We start from the raw sequence: 15512 nt of genomic DNA, 5'->3' as shown, positions 1-15512 counted from the left end.
GGCGGGGCCGTGTGCGGACGGCTCCCGCCCGGCCTAGAGCCCCAGGGCGTGCATCGCGAAGTGGAAGGCGAACACCGCGCTCAGGATCCACATGAGCCAGCCGACCTCACCGAACCGCCCCTGCGCCGACCTGATCACGGTGTGCGCGATGATCCCGATGCCGATCCCGCTCGCGATGTCGTAGGCGAACGGCATGATCGCGATGGTCAGGAACGCGGGGATGGCCACCGAGACGTCCGTCCACGCGATCTGCCCCACGTGCATCATCATCATGGCGCCGACCAGCACCATCGCCACGGACGCCGCCTCGGCGGGCACCATGCCGAACACCGGGGCGAAGAAGACCGCGCTCAGGAACAGCAGCCCCGTGACCACGCTGGCCAGACCGGTCCGGGCGCCCTCGCTCACGCCCGCCGTGGACTCCACGAACACCAGGGTCGCCGAGGAGCTGGTCAGGCCACCGGTCACGGCGCCGGCGCCGTCGGTCACCAGGATCTGGTTGACCCGGGGCATCTGCCCGTCCTGGTCGGCGATGTTGGCCTTGGTGCCGATCGCCAGGATCGTGCCCAGGGCGTCGAAGAAGCCGGCCAGCACCAGAGTGAACAGGATGACCCCGGCGGTGGTCGGTCCGGCCGTGGTCCACGCGCCGAACATGTCCACCTGGAACAGCAGGCCGAAGTCGGGCGTGGACACCGGGCTGGAGGGCAGCGCGGGCACGCCGCCGCCCCAGGAGTCGGGGTCCAGCCGCAGGGCGGAGTGCAGGACGACGGCGAGCACGGTCGCGCCGATGATCCCGTAGAAGATCGCCCCGGGCACCTTGCGCGCCAGCAGCACGCTGGCCAGGACGAGCCCGACCACGAACACCACGACGGGCCAGCCGTCGAGGTGCCCGCCGCCGCCCGCAGCCCCGATCTGGAGCAGACTGCCGCCGTCGCTCGCGCTGACGAACCCGGCGTTGGTGAGGCCGATCAGTGAGACGAAGAGGCCGATGCCGACCCCGATGGCGAGCTTGAGGTCGTGCGGGAGGGCGTTCATCACGGCGGTGCGGACGCCGGTGACGACCATCAGGATGATGGCGACGCCCTGCCAGACGACCAGGCCCATCACCTCGGGCCAGGCCATCTGCGGGGCCGCCTGGTAGGCGACCACGGCCATCACGCCCAGGGCCGCCGCACAGGCGATCGGGGCGCGGCCGACCACGCCCATCATGATGGTGACCAGCCCGGCGGCCAGGGCGGTCATCGTGGTGAGTTGTCCTGCGGAGAGGTGGTCGCCGTTCACGTCGGCCACACCGCTGAGGATGATCGGGTTCAGGACGATGATGTAGGCCATCGCCATGAACGTGGTCAGTCCGCCGCGGACCTCCTGCCCGAAGGTGGAGTTCCGCTCAGAGACGAAGAAGAACCGGTCGAGCCAGGATCGATCCGTACCCGAGCGCGGGCCGGGCCGCGCTCCGGTGTCGTTGGATTCGGTCACGTCCCCTCCTGGAGGGATATGAGCACGGTGGATATCACCATGGGTGGGGGGTTTGCTACTTCGAGTAGTCAACCTTGGGTCGGGTCAGGGCGTTTCCGTCCTGACGACCCGCCCCGGGGCCGAGGGCGTCGGAGATCCGGGGCGGGCGACTGAGGGGGAGGGGCGACGGGCGCCGTCACCCCTCCGGGTGCGGCCGCCGCACGCGGCGGCCGCGGGTCACAGCTCGATGCCCACGATGTCCTCCGGACGCACCGGCGCGTGCGTCAGCGGACGCCCGGTGGCGGCGCGCACGGCGGCCACGATCGCCGGGGTCGACGACAGCGTCGGCGGCTCACCCGCGCCCCGCAGTCCGTAGGGGGCGTGCGGGTCCGGGTGCTCCAGCACGTCGATGCGCATCGGCGGCATGTCCAGGATGGTCGGGATCAGGTAGTCGGTGAAGGACGGGTTGCGGATCTCGCTGTCCTTGACCTGGATCTCCTCCATCAGCGCCAACCCCAGCCCCTGGGCCGAACCGCCCTGGATCTGACCGGCCAGCTGCTGCGGGTGGAGCACCTTGCCCACGTCCTGGACCGCGTCCAGGGCCACCACCTTCACCAGGCCCAGATCGACGTCCACGTCCACCACGGCACGGTGCACGCACATTCCGAACTGCGTGTGCGAGGCCCCCTGCCCCAGGGTCGGGTCGAGCACCTCGGTGGGCCGGTGGTGGTGCTCGCGGGTCTCCTCCACGACCGTCCCGCCGCTGGCGGACTCGCCCAGGAGGTCGGCCAGGGACACCAGGACCCCGGCGCTCTCCGAGACGACCTTGCCACCGACCAGCGACAGCTCGGCGTCGGCGACCTCCGGCGGGACGATCCCGCGCTCACGGGCCAGCGCGAACACGGACTCCCGGACCGCCTCGCAGGCCATCTTCACCGCGCCGCCGGTCATGTACGACTGCCGGGAGGCCGAGGACGAACCCGCCGAACCCACCTGGGTGTCGGAGGGGGCGATCGCCACCCGCTCCACCCCCAGCTCGGTCCGGGCGATCTGTCCCTTGATCGTCACCAGTCCCTGGCCGACCTCGGCTGCGGCCGTGTGCACCAGCACCACCGGCTCACCGCCCACGATCTCCATGCGCACCCGCGCCGTGGAGTAGTCGTCGAAGCCCTCCGAGAAGCACAGGTTCTTCAGACCGACCCCGTACCCCACGCCGCGCACCACACCCTCGCCGCGCGTGGTCCCGGCCACGCCGCCCGGAAGGGTGCGCTGGTCGGAGGGGTCCTCCAACGCGGTCCGCTCCACCGGCATCGGCAGGTCGCGGGCGCGCTCCAGCATCTCCACCATGGGCAGTGGCATGTCGATCTCCTGGCCGGTGATGATCCGGGAGCCCTGCGCCATCGCGTTCTTGACCCGCAGCGCCACCGGGTGCATGCCCAGCTCCGACGCGAGCTTGTCCATCTGCGACTCGTAGCCGAAGCAGGCCTGCACCGCGCCGAAGCCGCGCATGGCGCCGCACGGCGGGTTGGTGGTGTACACGCCGTAGGCGTCCACCATCACGTGCGGCACCTCGTAGGGGCCGATGCCCAGCGAGGAGGCCACACCCACCACCGCGGGGGTGGCCGACGCGTACGCGCCGCCGTCCACGACGATCTCCAACGTGGCGTACACCAGCGTGCCGTCGGCCCTCGCGCCGTGCTCGAACCGCATCCTGGCCGGGTGCCGGTGCACGTGGCCGTAGAAGGACTCCTCGCGGTTGTACACGAACTTCACCGGCTTGCCGGTGCGCAGCGCCAGCATCGCCGCGTGGATCTGCATCGACAGGTCCTCGCGGGCACCGAACGCGCCGCCCACCCCGGCCAGGGTGAGCCGCACCTTCTCCTGGGGCAGGCCCAGGGCCGGGGCGATCTGCTTCTGGTCCACGTGCAGCCACTGCGTGGCCACGTACAGGTCCACGCCGCCGTCCTCGGCGGGCACCGCCATCCCCGACTCCGGGCCGAGGAAGGCCTGGTCCTGCATGCCGACCTCGTACTCGGTCTCCACGACCGCGTCGGCCTCGGCGCGCAGGCGCTCCAGCACCCGGGTCCGCTGCTCCTCCGACTCCGCCGCCGCCACGAAGTCACCGGTGCGGATGGGCTGGTGGCGCACCCGGTTGCCGCTCTGCCGGTACTCCTCGTGGACCGGGAGGGTGCCCTCCTCGTGGACGAGCGGGTACCCGGGATCGTGGGCGGCCCGCAGCGGGTCGCTCACCGGGGGCAGCACCTCGTAGTCCACCCGGACGCGCTCCATCGCCCGGCGCGCGGTCTCCGGGTGGTCGGCGGCCACCACGGCCACCGCCTCGCCCTTGTAGCGCACCTTGTCGAAGGCGAGCACCGGCTGGTCCTGGTACTCCAGGCCGTAGCGCTTCGCGCCGGGCACGTCCTCGTGGGTGAGCACCGCCTCCACACCCGGCAGCTTCAGCGCCTCGGTGACGTCGATGCCCAGGATGCGGGCGTGCGGGTGCGGGCTGCGCAGGGTCGCGCCCCACAGCATGCCCTCCATCCACAGGTCCGAGGAGTAGGCGAACTCGCCGGTGACCTTCAGCGTGCCGTCGGGGCGGCGCGGGCTGGCGCCCAGGCCGTCCTTGGTGGTGCTGGACAGGTCCGTGGTCACGGTCTTGGTCGTCGCCGTCATCAGCGGTTCGCCTCCTGCATGAGGGATCGGTGCGCCGCACGACCCCGCGCGGCGGCGGTCTCGGCGGACAGGGTGCGCAGCTCGCCCCGGTCGACGACGGTGTTCCCGCCGACCAGGAGCCGCTCCAGGGGAGGGACGGGACCGAAGGTCAGCGCCACCACCGGGTCGGCGATCACGTCGGGGCCGAAGCCGTCCACCCGCCACAGCGCGACGTCGGCCTGTTTGCCGACCGTCAGCGAGCCCAGCTCCGCGTCGCGGCCCAGCACCCGGGCGCCGCCCAGGGTGGCCAGCTCCAGGGACTGGCGCGCGGTCAGCGCCTGCGGGCCCTTGCGGGCCCGGGCCATCAGCAGGGCCTGGTGCATCTCACCGGCCAGCCCCGTCAGCTCGCTGGACGCCGGACCGTCCACGCCCAGCCCCACCTTCGCCCCGGCCTCCAGCAGCTCCGGCACCCGGCAGATACCGGCGCCGAGGCGGGCGTTGGAGGTCGGGCAGTGCGCGACACCGGTACCGGTGGCCGCGATCCGGCCGATCGCCGCGTCCGACAGGTGTACGGCGTGCGCGAACCACACGTCCTCACCCAGCCAGCCGAGCCTCTCCGCGTACTCCACGGGGGTGCACCCGAACTCGGCCAGGCACTGCTCCTCCTCGTCGAGGGTCTCCGCGAGGTGGGTGTGCAGGCGCACGCCCCGGTCCCGGGCCAGATCGGCGGCGCCGGTCATCAGCTCACGGGAGACCGAGAACGGCGAGCACGGCGCCACCGCGACCCGCGTCATGGACCCGGCGGAGGGGTCGTGGTGGGCGTCGATCGCCGCGGCCGTACCGGCCAGGGCACCCTCCAGGGTCTCCACCACGCTGTCCGGCGGCAGTCCTCCCTGGCTGTGACCCCGGTCCATGGAACCGCGCGCCAGGTCCAGGCGGACCCCCACCTCGCGGGCGGCCTCCACCTCGGCCGCGACGATGTCGCCGCGCCCCGCGGGGTAGATGTAGTGGTGGTCGGAGGCGGTGGTGCACCCCGACAGCGCCAGGTGGGCCAGACCGGCCGAGGTCGTCCCCGAGACCACGTCGGCGTCCAGCCGGTGCCAGATCTCGTAGGAGCCCACCAACCACTCGAAGAGCGTGCCGTCCGCGAACAGGCCCTGGGTGGCCCACTGGTACAGGTGGTGGTGGGTGTTGACCAGACCCGGCGTGGCCACGCAGCCCCGCCCGTCGATCCGCTCGACCCCACCCTCCAGCCGGGGGGCCGGTCCCGCGCCCACGGCGGTGATCACACCGTCCCGGGACACCACGTGCCCGTCGGCGTACTCGGCGCCGTCCACGGTGACGACGTGGGCGCCCTCGATGACCACGGTCCGGCTCATGAGCCGCTCCCGGCTTCCTCGGCACGACGCTCGGCCGCCAGGTGCACGGCGTCGATGATCTTCTCGTACCCGGTGCAGCGGCACAGGTTGCCCGCCAGCGCCTCGCGGATCTCGGCGTCGCCGGGAGCTCCCCGGCCCGCGCCCACCGTGCGCTCCAGCAGGTCGTCGGTCTGCACCAGCAGACCCGGCGTGCAGAAACCGCACTGGACGGCTCCCGCCTCCACGAACGCCTCCTGCACCACGCCCAGGGTCCGGTCTCCGCCCTTGCCGGGCCCCTCGGCCAGACCCTCGACGGTGCGCACCTCGCGGCCCTCGGCCTGTCCGGCGGCGATCATGCACGAACACGCGGTCACGCCGTCGAAGTAGACGGTGCACGAGCCGCACTCGCCCTGTTCGCAGGCGTTCTTGCTGCCCGGCAGGCCCAGGCGCTCACGCAGTACGTACAGCAGGCTCTCGCCCGGCCACACGTTGTCGGCGGTGACGTCCTCACCGTTGACGTTCAGATTCACGCGCATCGCGCGGACCCCTTCCGGTAGTCGGTGACGGACCAGCTCAGCGCGCGGCGCGCCATGACCGAGAGGGCGTGCCTGCGGTACTCGGCGGTGCCGCGCTGGTCGTCGATGGGACGGGAGGCGGAGGCCACGAGCTCACCGAAGCGGCGCACCACGGCCTCCGAGAGGGGGCGGCCGTCCTCCCAGTCGAACTCACCCTCCAGGAACTCCTCGGCCGCCTCCGACCGCAGCGGCGTCGGCCCGGCCGAGCCGATCCCGGTGCCGACGGTCCGCCGCTCGGAGTCCAGCGCGAGGCTGAAGGAGGTCACCGCGATCACCATGGCGTTGCGGGTGCCGATCTTGGCGAACTGCTGCGGACCGGTGGCCTCGGGCAGCAGGACCGCCGTGATCAGCTCGTCCGGTCGCAGCGCGGTGGTGCGGAACGACTGGTAGAAGTCGCGGGCCCGGACCCGGCGCGTGCCCCGCACCGAGGCGAGCTCGATCTCGGCGTCGGTGGCCAGCAGCGGCGGGTGCGCCTCCCCGGCGGGGGAGGCCCCGCCCAGGTTGCCGCCGACCGTGCCCCGGTTGCGGATCTGGGGGGAGGCCACCGACCGCGAGGCCTTGGCCAGCGCGGGCGCCCGGCCCGACAGGTGCTCGATGATCCGGGTGTAGGGAACCCCGGCGCCCAGACGCGTGCGGCCCCCGTCCACCCCCCACTCGGTCAGCTCGGGGACCCGGGTCAGGTCGATCAGCGCCGAGGGGCGGCGCTTGTCGAAGTTCAGCTCCACCATCACGTCGGTGCCGCCCATGATGGGCACGCCGTCGGGGTGGGCGCTCCTGGCCTCTAGGGCCTCCACCAGCGTGGATGGCCTCAGGAATTCCATGCTCGTCCTCGTCCTGCGCAGTGCGGTCCGGTCGCGTCGATTCTGCCGCGACCCCTCGTTAGTGGGCGATGCTGTGAAGTAGAGCACTCTGTTCGGACGCCCGACCAGCCGTCGATGACATGAAGAGTCCGCGGAACGAACCACCGGCGTTGGGCGTTTCCTACAAGCGGTGCCGGAGCCACGCCCCGGAACCGCCGGGGATGTCGTCGAACGCCCCGGTTCGGGGGCACACTGTCCTGATACAGGCCGCCACCCGGGGGAAGCCGCCCCACCCGACCAACAGAGGGAAGTCCATGCAGATCAGTGAGCTGCTCGCCGTCAAGCGACTGCACCTGCGGTTCCTGGCGGGCGCCGAGCACGCCCACCGCGACATCCGGTGGGCCTACACCACTGACCTGCTCGAACCCGCCCGCTACCTGCGCGGAGGGGAGTTCGTCCTCACCGGGATGATGTGGCGGACGCGCCCGGAGGACTCCGAGACCTTCGTGTCCTCCGTGGTCGGCGCCGGGGCCCTGGCCGTGGGGGCGGGCACCGCCCTGGGCGAGGTCCCCGACGACCTGGTCGCCGCCTGCACGGCCCATGACATCCCCCTCGTCGAGATCCCCCCGGAGACCTCCTTCGGCGTGGTCACCGAGGAGGTGCTGCGCTCCCTCACCCAGCGTCGCTTCACGACGATCGCGGAGACCCGGGACCGCCAGCGCCGCCTGATGGCCGAGGTGGCCTCGGGCGCGGACTTCCCCGACGCCTTCGCCTCCGCCGCACGACAGGCCGGGATCACCGCGTGGGTGGTCTCCGCCAGTGGCCGCCACGTCGCGTCCTCCGGCGAGCCGCTGACGTCCGAGGAACGCGAGGACCTCGCGGCCAGGGCCCTGACCTGGTCGGCCTTCCCGTACACCACCCGGGGCTCCGCCGGAGGGCAGGGGCGCGCGCTGACGGTCGTCCCCATCCGGACCAAGGAGTCGCACCCGCTCTCCAACTGGCTGCTCGTGTGTACCGGTGACCACGAGTCCTGGAGCGAGGAGGAGCACGAGGCGGTGGCCGAACTCGTCTCCGTCAGCGTCCTGGCGCGGAGTCGCGACGAGGAGCGTTCGCTGACGACCGCGCGCCACCTGGAGGGGTTGCCCCGGCTCTTGGCGGCCCAGCGCTTCGACGAGGTCACCGCGCTGATGCGCGGCACCGGAGAGGAGCGGGCCCCCGAGCCCGACGACCGCGTGAACGTCGTGGTCAGTGCCATGATGCTCCCTGAACCGCGCGTGCCGGACCTGGCGCGCCGCGTGGTCGCGGAACTCGTCGCCGACCACCCGGGGGCCGTGGTCACCGGCGACAACGACGCCCTGGCCGTGATCCCCGTGGAGGGCCCCGAGGACCAGGCCCGGTCCAGGACCGAGGGCATCCGCGCCGAACTGGTCCACCGCGCCCGCGTCCTGGACGGCGGGCTGCTCGACTACCGGCTGGCGGTGGGGCTGAGCTCGGCTTCCCGGGGCGTGGCGGAGCTGCGCGGCGCCGCCGTGGAGGCCCGGCACGCGCGCCGCCTCGCGGAACTGCGCGGCGGACGCTCCCGGGTTATCGCCGGGGCCGAGATCGACTCGCACGAACTCCTGCTGGCCTCGGTGCCCGAGGAGGTGCAGACGTCCTACCGTGAACGTCTGCTGGGGCCGCTCCTGGAGTACGACCGCGACCACCGCTCCGAGCTGGTCGACACACTGGAGCAGTTCCTGGCCCACTCGGGCTCGTGGCAGCGCTGCGCCGCCGCCATGCACGTGCACGTCAACACCCTGCGCTACCGGATCGGCCGGGTCGAGGAGCTCACCGGCCGCGACCTGAGCAGCCTGGAGCACCGGGTCGACCTGTTCCTGGCGCTCAAACTGCGCGACTGATCCCCGACTGTCGGTGGTGGGCGCCAGGGCGTGTTCGGTGGATGCTGCCTGTCGCGAGCGGTGCATCCAGTGGTGCTGGCGCAAGGCCGAAGAAGGAGTCAGCCCGGGTTGGGCTGTCGACTGATGAGAACGCCGTGCGAGTGCCGCTGGGGCGACGCGCAGCAGGGTGTGTGTCCGCCGAACATGCTCTAAGGTCCGGAGCGTGAGCACCGACCTTCTCGCCAAGCCCGAGACCACCGACGCCGACCTGTCCGAGCACGACCTGCGTGAGGCCCTGGCCCAGGACCCGGGAGCCCCGCGCGTCCTGACCCGCTGCGACCTCAGCGGCGCCGACCTGCGCGACGCCCACCTGGTGGACGCCCGGTTCGTCGACTGCCGTCTGGACGGGGCCCGCCTGGACCGCGCGGTCCTGGAGGGGGCGGTGTTCACCGGGGGAGGGGCCCCGGGGGCCTCCTTCGCGCACACCGAGTGCACGGACACCCGGTTCGAGCGCACGGACCTGGCCAACACCCGCTGGCAGGGCGCGCTGCTCACCGACACGGTCTTCACCGGGTGCAGGATGACCGGCGCCGGGCTCAACTCGCTGCGGGGGATCGGCTACTCCTTCTCCCAGTGCAACCTGATGCTGGCCCGGTGCAAGGGGCTGGTCCTGCGCGGCCAGACCCTGGAGGGGCTGCGCCTGGACGAGGCGGACCTGGCCTCGGCCGACCTGCGCGAGACGGTGTGGGTGGAGTCGCGGCTGCGCGGGGCCAACCTGGTCAACGCCCGGTTCACCGGGGCGGACCTGCGCGGGGTGGACCTGGGGGAGCTGGAGCTCCAGCAGGCCGGTTTCCTGCGCGGTGCCACCATCGGCCCCGTCCAGGCCGGGATGATCCTGGGGTCGCTGGGCATCACCGTCAGCGAGTAGGGCACGCGGGCGCGCCCCGCGCAGCCGTTGCTGTGCGGGGCGCGGGGCCGTGTATGAATCTACGACGTAAAGGTGCGGCTTCGTCTCACCGCTCCCACGCCCCGGAGTCCACCGCGTCCGCCACGAACTCCGTGAAGGTGCGCGGATCACGCCCGAGCGCCTCACGGACACCCGTCGAGACGTGGGCGTCCTTGCCCCGGAGGATGGGGGAGAGGGCCGAGGCCACACCGCGCGCCTCCTCCTCCGACCACCCCTGGGCCACGTGTTCGGACACGAACTCCTCGACCGTCACGGGCGCGTGGGTGACCTCGCGGCCCAGACCGCGCGAGATCTCCCGCGCCACCTCGGCCAGGTCCAGAGCCCGTGCCCCGGAGAGCTCGTAGGTGCGCCCGTGGTGCCCCTCCCCGGTGAGCGCGGCCACCGCCACGGCGGCGATGTCCTCGGCGTCGATCCAGGTGGCTGCCCCGTCCCCGGTGGGCAGCCGCATCCGGCCCGACCGCACCACCCGGCTCAGGAACCCCTCGCTGAGGTTCTGGGAGAACCACCCGGGCCGCAGGATCGTCCACCCCAGACCGCTGGCCCTGACGGCCTCCTCGCCGAGCACGTGGGTGGTGACGAGCTCCGGGTCCGTCTCGTAGACCTGGGGGAAGTAGTCCCGGTCGTCGACCCCGCGGCCGGACAGGAGCACGATCCTCTCCAGGCCGTGCGCCACCGCGCGCTTCACGAAGGGCGGGGTGAGCGGTTCGGGGTCGAACGGCGACACGTACACCGCGCGCACCCCGTCCAGGGCCCGGTCCCAGGTCGAGCGGTCCCGCCAGTCGAAGGTCCACTCCGAGGAGCGCGAGGCCGCCCGCACCTGTACGCCCTGCTCGCGCAGGCGTCGCGCCACACGCGATCCGGTCATCCCGGTCGCGCCGAGTACCAGTACCGTCACGGCTGTCCCCATCCCTCGTGGAAGGTCCTGTTCACGTAGTCGGAGAAGTCGCGCGGCTCACGTCCCAGCGCCTCCCGGACACCGGCGGACCGCGTGGACTCCAGGCCGCGCCGGATGGCTGAGAGCGCCACGACCATCTCCCCGGCCTCCGCCTCGGACCAGCCCTCCGCCGTGAGGCCGCTCGCGTACTCCTCCTCGGACACCGGCTCGTAGCGGATGGTGCGGCCCAGTGCCTTCGCGATCTCGGCGGCCGCCTCGCCCACGGTCAGGGCCCGGGGCCCGCCCAGCTCGTAGGTGCGTCCGTGGTGGCCCGGCTCGGTGAGGCCCGCCACCGCCACGGCGGCGATGTCCTCCGTGTCGACCCAGGTGGTCGCTCCGTCGGCGGTGGGGAGCCGCAGCACCCCGGCACGCACTCCGTCCACCAGCAGTCCCTCGCTGAAGTTCTGGGAGAACCACCCGGGCCGCAGGATCGTCCACTCCAGGCCGCTGGCCTTCACCGCCCGCTCTCCCAGCAGATGCGCGGGGGCGTCGTCCCCGTGCTCGAAGTAGGCCGGTCCGTCGACGCCGCGCGCCGACAGCTGGACGATCCGCTCCACCCCGAGTGCGACCGCGCGCTCCACGAACTCCGGAGTGCGGGGGTCCAGGTCGTTCTGCACCAGATAGACCGCGCCGGCGCCGTCCAGCACCCGGTCCCAGGTGGCCGGGTCGCTCCAGTCGAAGGCCCACGCGGAGGAGCGGGAGGCCGCCCGCGCCTCCACGCCCTTCTCCCGCAGCCGGGCCAGGACTCGCCTGCCGGTCATCCCGGTCGCGCCGGTCACCAGGACCGGACGTGTCGGCGTGGTGTTCGTGTTCTCTGTCATGACCCTGATTCAACCCCACCAGTATGAGACGATCCATGGTCCAGAAGCTCAACCGGATATCCCATCGTCTACGCTTGTCGGCATGGACGCACTTTCGGACCTCCTGGACGGGGTCCGCGCCCGAGGGGCGCTCTTCAGCAGGTCAGTCATGAACCCGCCGTGGGCGGTGCGGTTCGACCACAACTCACCGCTGACCCTGGTCACCATGGTGCGCGGACACGCCTGGATCGTCCCCGAGGACGGTGAGCCCCTCACACTGGCGGCCGGGGACACCGCCATCCTGCGCGCCCCCGGGCCGCACACCGTCGCCCACCCCGCCGACGCACCCGTCACCTGCACGGTCCTGGACCGGAACACCTGTCTCGGCCCCGACGGCGGAGTCCTGGCCGAGGAGGCCAGCCAGGGGCTGCGCACCTACGGGGAGTCCTCGGACTCCCCGGACCTCCTGCTGAGCGGCTACTACGACGTCTCCGGCGATCTCAGCCAGCGCCTGGTCTCGGCCCTGCCGCCCGTCCTGGTCGTCCCGGGCGACGAGTGCCAGGACTGGCTCCGCGACCTGATCACCGCGGAGATCGACTGCCCCTCCCCGGGCCAGCAACTGGTCCTGGACCGCCTCCTGGACCTGGCCCTGATCACCGTGCTGCGCGCCTGGTTCGACCGCCCCGGGGCCCGTCCACCCGCCTGGTACACCGCGATGGACGACCCGGTGGTGGGCCAGGCGCTCCGCCTGATGCACAACCGTCCGGCCGACCCCTGGACCGTGGCCGTGCTGGCCGAACGCTGCGGGGTCTCCCGCGCCACCCTGGCCCGTGACTTCCGCGCGCTGGTGGGGGTCCCGCCCATGACCTACCTGGCCGACTGGCGGGTGGGCCGGGCCGCCGACCTGCTCCGCGAGTCCGACACCACCGTGGACGCGGTCGCGCGCAGGGTCGGCTACTCCAACGCCTTCGCCCTGAGCGCCGCCTTCAAGCGGCTGCGCGGCACCACGCCCACCGAACACCGCCGGGGCGTGCCGGACGCGCCCGTACGGCGGGCCGCGCCGAGGGGCGGGGAGGCCCTGGTGGGGGCCGCTCCGGGCCCGGGCGGCTGAGACGCCGCAGGGGCGGCCGCCGCGTCTCCGCGACGGCCGCCCCGAACAGGTCAGGCCTCCAGGGCGCGGGCCACGGCGCCCGCGACCCCGGCGGCGGGGTCCTCCCCGTCCTCGATCTCCCAGAGGGTGTTCTCCAGGACCCGCACCAGGGTCCAGGCGCGGGCCCGGTCCCGGTCGAGCCCCGCCGCCTCGGTGAGCAGGTCGAAGCGGCGCCGGACCTCCCGGAGCGGGTCGCCGGTGGCCTCGGCCTCCTCCCACCGGTTGCGTAGCGCGGGCAGCAGCTCGAAGCCCGTGTCGCCCACCAGCGGCTTGGGGTCGATCGCCAGCCACGGCCCCACCGGTCGCACTGGCGGGCGGCCAGTCCGGGCAGGGACGCGGGCCATCCGGGGCCCAGGATCGTGCTCAGGTGCTCGGTGAACGCGGGCGGCACGGGGATCGGGGGAGTGGGTTCGGTCATGCTCTCGGTCTCCTTCGTCGTCGCTTCAGGGCGTGATGAAGGAGTGGGGGAGGGGCGCGTGCCTAACGCATACGAACACCTCCTCCGTGCCGTCCTACCGCTGGGCGCGGCGGCCTCGGCTGAGCGCCTCGACCATACCGCCCAGCGCGGGCTTGGGCGCGTAGTCGTCGTCGAAGGGCAGCGCGGCCGTGTACCCGGGGAACCAGTCGGGAATCCAGGAGTGGGCGTCGGCCACGCCCCAGACGGTCACCCCCACGCAGCGGGACACCGCCAGGCAGGACTCCAGGACGTGCCGGTACTCGTCGGCCTGGGCCTCCAGGTCCTCGGTGGTGGCCGGTTCGGGGACGCGCACGTCCAGTTCGCTGATCTCCACGTCCAGGCCCAGCTCCGCGAAGCGCCGCATGTTCCCGGCCAGGTCGTCGGGTACGTCGCCGTGCACGAAGTGTCCCTGGAACCCGATCCCGTGCAGCGGCACCCCCTGGTCCAACAGGTCCGAGGCGAGCTCGTACAGGGCGTCGGCCTTCTCCCCGCTGCCCTCCACCCCGAACTCGTTGATGTACAGCCGAGCCTCGGGGTCGGCCTCGTGCGCCGTCCGCAGCGCCTCGGCGACGTAGTCCTCTCCCAGGGTCCGGTACCAGAGGTTCTCGCGCAGTCGGGGGGAGTCGTCCTCGAAGGGTTCGTTGACCACGTCCCAGGAGGTCACCCGACCCTCGTAGCGGCCCATCAGCGCGCCGAAGTGCTCACGCATGACCGACCGCAGCTCCTCGGCGTCGAAGGACCCCCGCGCCAGCCAGTCCGGCAGCTGGTTGTGCCACAGCAGTGTGTGGCCCCGCACCGACAGCCCGTGGTCCTCGGCGTGGCCCACCACCGCGTCGGGGCCGCTCCAGTCGAACGTGCCGCGCTCGGGCTGGACGTACTGCCACTTCATGGTGTTCTCCGCCGTCACCGACGTGTAGTGGTCGGTGACCAGGTCCCGGTACCGGGAGTCGTGGGTCAGGGGGTTCACCGCCACGGCCACGCCCAGCTCGATCCCGTGTGAGCGGGCCAGGGCCGGGAGTTCGCTCGACGGTTCCTCACCCGGGCCCGGAAGGACCAGCGCCAGTACCGCCACCACCAGGGACACGACCACGCACACCGCCCCCGCGGTGAGAAGGACACCCTTCCCGCGCGTGGCCGCCCGCCAGCCGTCCCGGGCGGCCCCCCGAACCCCGTCGGCCCCCACCTTCTACCGGGCCCCGGCGGACACCGGGAACGCGGACAGGGACCGCACCGTCAGCGTGCCCCGTCGGGTGGGCGCGCCGGTGGGCCGCAGCCCCGGTGCCCGCTCCGCGAGCACGCGCAGCGCGATCTCGCCCTCCAACCGGGCCAGCGGGGCGCCCAGGCAGTAGTGGACCCCTCCGGAGAAGGACAGGTGCTCACCGGCGTCGGGCCGGGTGATGTCGAACCGGTCGGGGTCGGTGAAGTGGCCCGGGTCCCGGTTGGCCGATCCGATCAGGCACATGAGCTGCTGACCGGCCCGGACCGGGACCCCCTGGACCTGCGTGTCCGCCTGGGCCCAGCGTCCGGTGAGCTGTACCGGGGAGTCGAAGCGCAGGACCTCCTCCACGGCGCCGGTGGCCAGGGCGGGGTCGGCGGTCAGCCGTTCCCACTGTTCGCGGTGGCGCAGCAGGGCCATCACTCCGTTCCCGATCAGGTTCACCGTGGTCTCGAACCCGGCGACCAGCAGCAGGCGGCACATCGCGGTCAGTTCGGTGGCGGTCAGTTCCCCGCCGTCGGACTGCCGGACCAGGGTGGAGACCACGTCCTCTCGCGGTTCGGCGCGGCGTTCGTCCATCAGACGGGCGAACAACCGGTCCAATTCTGCCGTGGCGTCGCGGATCTCCTTCAGGTGACGCGCCGAGTTGGCGCCGTCGAGCGCGGCGCCGATCACGAAGCCGATCCGCACGAAGTCGGCGTCGTCGCGCTCGGGGACGCCCAGCAGGCGGCTGATCACGGCGATGGGCAGGGGCTGGGCGAAGTCGCGCATGAGGTCGAAGTCGTCGCGGGCCAGGGCCGCGTCCAGGAGTTCGGCGGTGATCTTCTCGATCTCCGCGCGGTACTCGGTCATGCGGCGCGGGCTGAACGCGGGACGGGCGAGTCTGCGCAGCCGGGTGTGGTCGGGCGGGTCCAGTTGGAGGAAGGACAGGTCCACGACGCGGTACTGCTCGGGGATCGCGATTCCCTCGGGCGGTTCGACCCCGAAGTCGCGTGAGCGCAGGACCTCGTCGACGGCGGCGCGGGTGGTGGCGGCCTGGAAGGGGAGCCGGCTGGAGACCACCGGCCCCTGTTCGCGCATCCTGCGGTAGGTCGGGTAGGGGTTCTGCCGCCAGGGCCAGTGCAGGAGGCGGCTGGGGTGGTCTCCGCGCTGCGCGGTGAACCACGACACGCCGTGGGCCAGGCGGAGCTGGGCGTCGGTACGGAGGGTGTCGAGTGTCCGCATGCTGGGTGGCTCCTCTCAGGGACGCCTTCGAGCCTAGGCGTCCGGGC

General features: G+C 72.6%; 12 protein-coding genes and 1 pseudogene. 3 read left to right on the top strand and 10 right to left on the bottom strand.

Annotated features, from left to right (window positions below):
• Nucleotides 1-33 precede the first annotated feature (33 nt).
• The 5 genes from AC0VYM_RS16930 to AC0VYM_RS16910 all read right to left on the bottom strand — a co-directional run bounded on the left by AC0VYM_RS16930 (nucleotide 34) and on the right by AC0VYM_RS16910 (nucleotide 6861).
• The gene (locus AC0VYM_RS16930) at nucleotides 34-1476 is read right to left on the bottom strand and encodes an NCS2 family permease (RefSeq protein WP_475453233.1); all 1443 of its coding nucleotides are present in this window, start codon (nucleotides 1474-1476) and stop codon (nucleotides 34-36) included.
• A 216-nt stretch (nucleotides 1477-1692) separates the two neighbouring features.
• Nucleotides 1693-4128 carry a xanthine dehydrogenase subunit D gene (gene pucD, locus AC0VYM_RS16925; RefSeq protein WP_475453231.1) on the bottom strand — a complete coding sequence of 812 codons (2436 nt, stop codon included), beginning with the start codon at nucleotides 4126-4128 and terminating at the stop codon, nucleotides 1693-1695.
• Nucleotides 4128-5486, bottom strand: coding sequence for an 8-oxoguanine deaminase (locus tag AC0VYM_RS16920; RefSeq protein WP_475453229.1), 1359 nt, complete (start codon nucleotides 5484-5486; stop codon nucleotides 4128-4130). The genes pucD and AC0VYM_RS16920 overlap by 1 nt, the downstream gene beginning before the upstream one ends.
• On the bottom strand, nucleotides 5483-6001 hold the full coding sequence (locus AC0VYM_RS16915; RefSeq protein WP_475453227.1) for a (2Fe-2S)-binding protein: 519 nt from the start codon (nucleotides 5999-6001) through the stop codon (nucleotides 5483-5485). The genes AC0VYM_RS16920 and AC0VYM_RS16915 overlap by 4 nt, the downstream gene beginning before the upstream one ends.
• Nucleotides 5992-6861 (bottom strand): FAD binding domain-containing protein, encoded by an 870-nt coding sequence (locus AC0VYM_RS16910; protein ID WP_475453225.1) that lies wholly within the window; start codon nucleotides 6859-6861, stop codon nucleotides 5992-5994. The genes AC0VYM_RS16915 and AC0VYM_RS16910 overlap by 10 nt, the downstream gene beginning before the upstream one ends.
• A gap of 293 nt (nucleotides 6862-7154) precedes the next feature.
• Here AC0VYM_RS16910 and AC0VYM_RS16905 point away from each other — a divergent pair, with 293 nt between their 5' ends.
• Both AC0VYM_RS16905 and AC0VYM_RS16900 read left to right on the top strand, forming a co-directional pair.
• The gene (locus AC0VYM_RS16905; protein WP_475453223.1) at nucleotides 7155-8738 is read left to right on the top strand and encodes a PucR family transcriptional regulator; all 1584 of its coding nucleotides are present in this window, start codon (nucleotides 7155-7157) and stop codon (nucleotides 8736-8738) included.
• A gap of 202 nt (nucleotides 8739-8940) precedes the next feature.
• Complete coding sequence (locus AC0VYM_RS16900) at nucleotides 8941-9645, top strand: pentapeptide repeat-containing protein (RefSeq protein WP_475453221.1); 705 nt, start codon at nucleotides 8941-8943, stop codon at nucleotides 9643-9645.
• Nucleotides 9646-9730: 85 nt separating this feature from the next.
• Here the strand turns inward: AC0VYM_RS16900 and AC0VYM_RS16895 are convergent, their stop codons facing one another.
• Together AC0VYM_RS16895 and AC0VYM_RS16890 are read right to left on the bottom strand one after the other, a co-directional pair.
• Nucleotides 9731-10591 carry an NAD(P)H-binding protein gene (locus AC0VYM_RS16895; RefSeq protein WP_475453219.1) on the bottom strand — a complete coding sequence of 287 codons (861 nt, stop codon included), beginning with the start codon at nucleotides 10589-10591 and terminating at the stop codon, nucleotides 9731-9733.
• Nucleotides 10576-11439, bottom strand: coding sequence for an SDR family oxidoreductase (locus AC0VYM_RS16890; RefSeq protein ID WP_475453217.1), 864 nt, complete (start codon nucleotides 11437-11439; stop codon nucleotides 10576-10578). Before AC0VYM_RS16890 ends, AC0VYM_RS16895 begins: the two co-directional genes overlap by 16 nt.
• A gap of 82 nt (nucleotides 11440-11521) precedes the next feature.
• Here AC0VYM_RS16890 and AC0VYM_RS16885 point away from each other — a divergent pair, with 82 nt between their 5' ends.
• Complete coding sequence (locus AC0VYM_RS16885; protein WP_475453215.1) at nucleotides 11522-12529, top strand: AraC family transcriptional regulator; 1008 nt, start codon at nucleotides 11522-11524, stop codon at nucleotides 12527-12529.
• Nucleotides 12530-12579: 50 nt separating this feature from the next.
• On the opposite strand, the pseudogene AC0VYM_RS16880 reads toward AC0VYM_RS16885, so the two are convergent.
• The 3 genes and pseudogenes from AC0VYM_RS16880 to AC0VYM_RS16870 form a co-directional block, all read right to left on the bottom strand.
• A pseudogene (locus AC0VYM_RS16880) lies at nucleotides 12580-12861 on the bottom strand (aminoglycoside phosphotransferase family protein); the annotation flags it as partial.
• 219 nt (nucleotides 12862-13080) lie between these two features.
• Complete coding sequence (locus AC0VYM_RS16875; RefSeq protein ID WP_475453213.1) at nucleotides 13081-14121, bottom strand: endo-1,4-beta-xylanase; 1041 nt, start codon at nucleotides 14119-14121, stop codon at nucleotides 13081-13083.
• A 90-nt stretch (nucleotides 14122-14211) separates the two neighbouring features.
• Nucleotides 14212-15465 (bottom strand): cytochrome P450, encoded by a 1254-nt coding sequence (locus tag AC0VYM_RS16870; RefSeq protein WP_475453211.1) that lies wholly within the window; start codon nucleotides 15463-15465, stop codon nucleotides 14212-14214.
• Nucleotides 15466-15512: the final 47 nt, after the last annotated feature.

The sequence above is a fragment of the Nocardiopsis sp. iso_237 genome, from assembly GCF_056173345.1.
Note: the sequence above shows the minus strand (reverse complement) of the source record. Positions and strands in the feature narration are given on the sequence as shown.

Excerpts from the sequence above, each read along its gene's own strand:
- AC0VYM_RS16905 (WP_475453223.1), top strand. The coding sequence starts at position 7,155 with ATGCAGATCAGTGAGCTGCTCGCCGTCAAGCGACTGCACCTGCGGTTC.
- AC0VYM_RS16890 (WP_475453217.1), bottom strand. The coding sequence starts at position 11,439 with ATGACAGAGAACACGAACACCACGCCGACACGTCCGGTCCTGGTGACC.
- AC0VYM_RS16895 (WP_475453219.1), bottom strand. The coding sequence starts at position 10,591 with ATGGGGACAGCCGTGACGGTACTGGTACTCGGCGCGACCGGGATGACC.
- AC0VYM_RS16920 (WP_475453229.1), bottom strand. The coding sequence starts at position 5,486 with ATGAGCCGGACCGTGGTCATCGAGGGCGCCCACGTCGTCACCGTGGAC.
- AC0VYM_RS16915 (WP_475453227.1), bottom strand. The coding sequence starts at position 6,001 with ATGCGCGTGAATCTGAACGTCAACGGTGAGGACGTCACCGCCGACAAC.
- AC0VYM_RS16885 (WP_475453215.1), top strand. The coding sequence starts at position 11,522 with ATGGACGCACTTTCGGACCTCCTGGACGGGGTCCGCGCCCGAGGGGCG.
- AC0VYM_RS16870 (WP_475453211.1), bottom strand. The coding sequence starts at position 15,465 with ATGCGGACACTCGACACCCTCCGTACCGACGCCCAGCTCCGCCTGGCC.
- AC0VYM_RS16910 (WP_475453225.1), bottom strand. The coding sequence starts at position 6,861 with ATGGAATTCCTGAGGCCATCCACGCTGGTGGAGGCCCTAGAGGCCAGG.
- pucD (WP_475453231.1), bottom strand. The coding sequence starts at position 4,128 with ATGACGGCGACGACCAAGACCGTGACCACGGACCTGTCCAGCACCACC.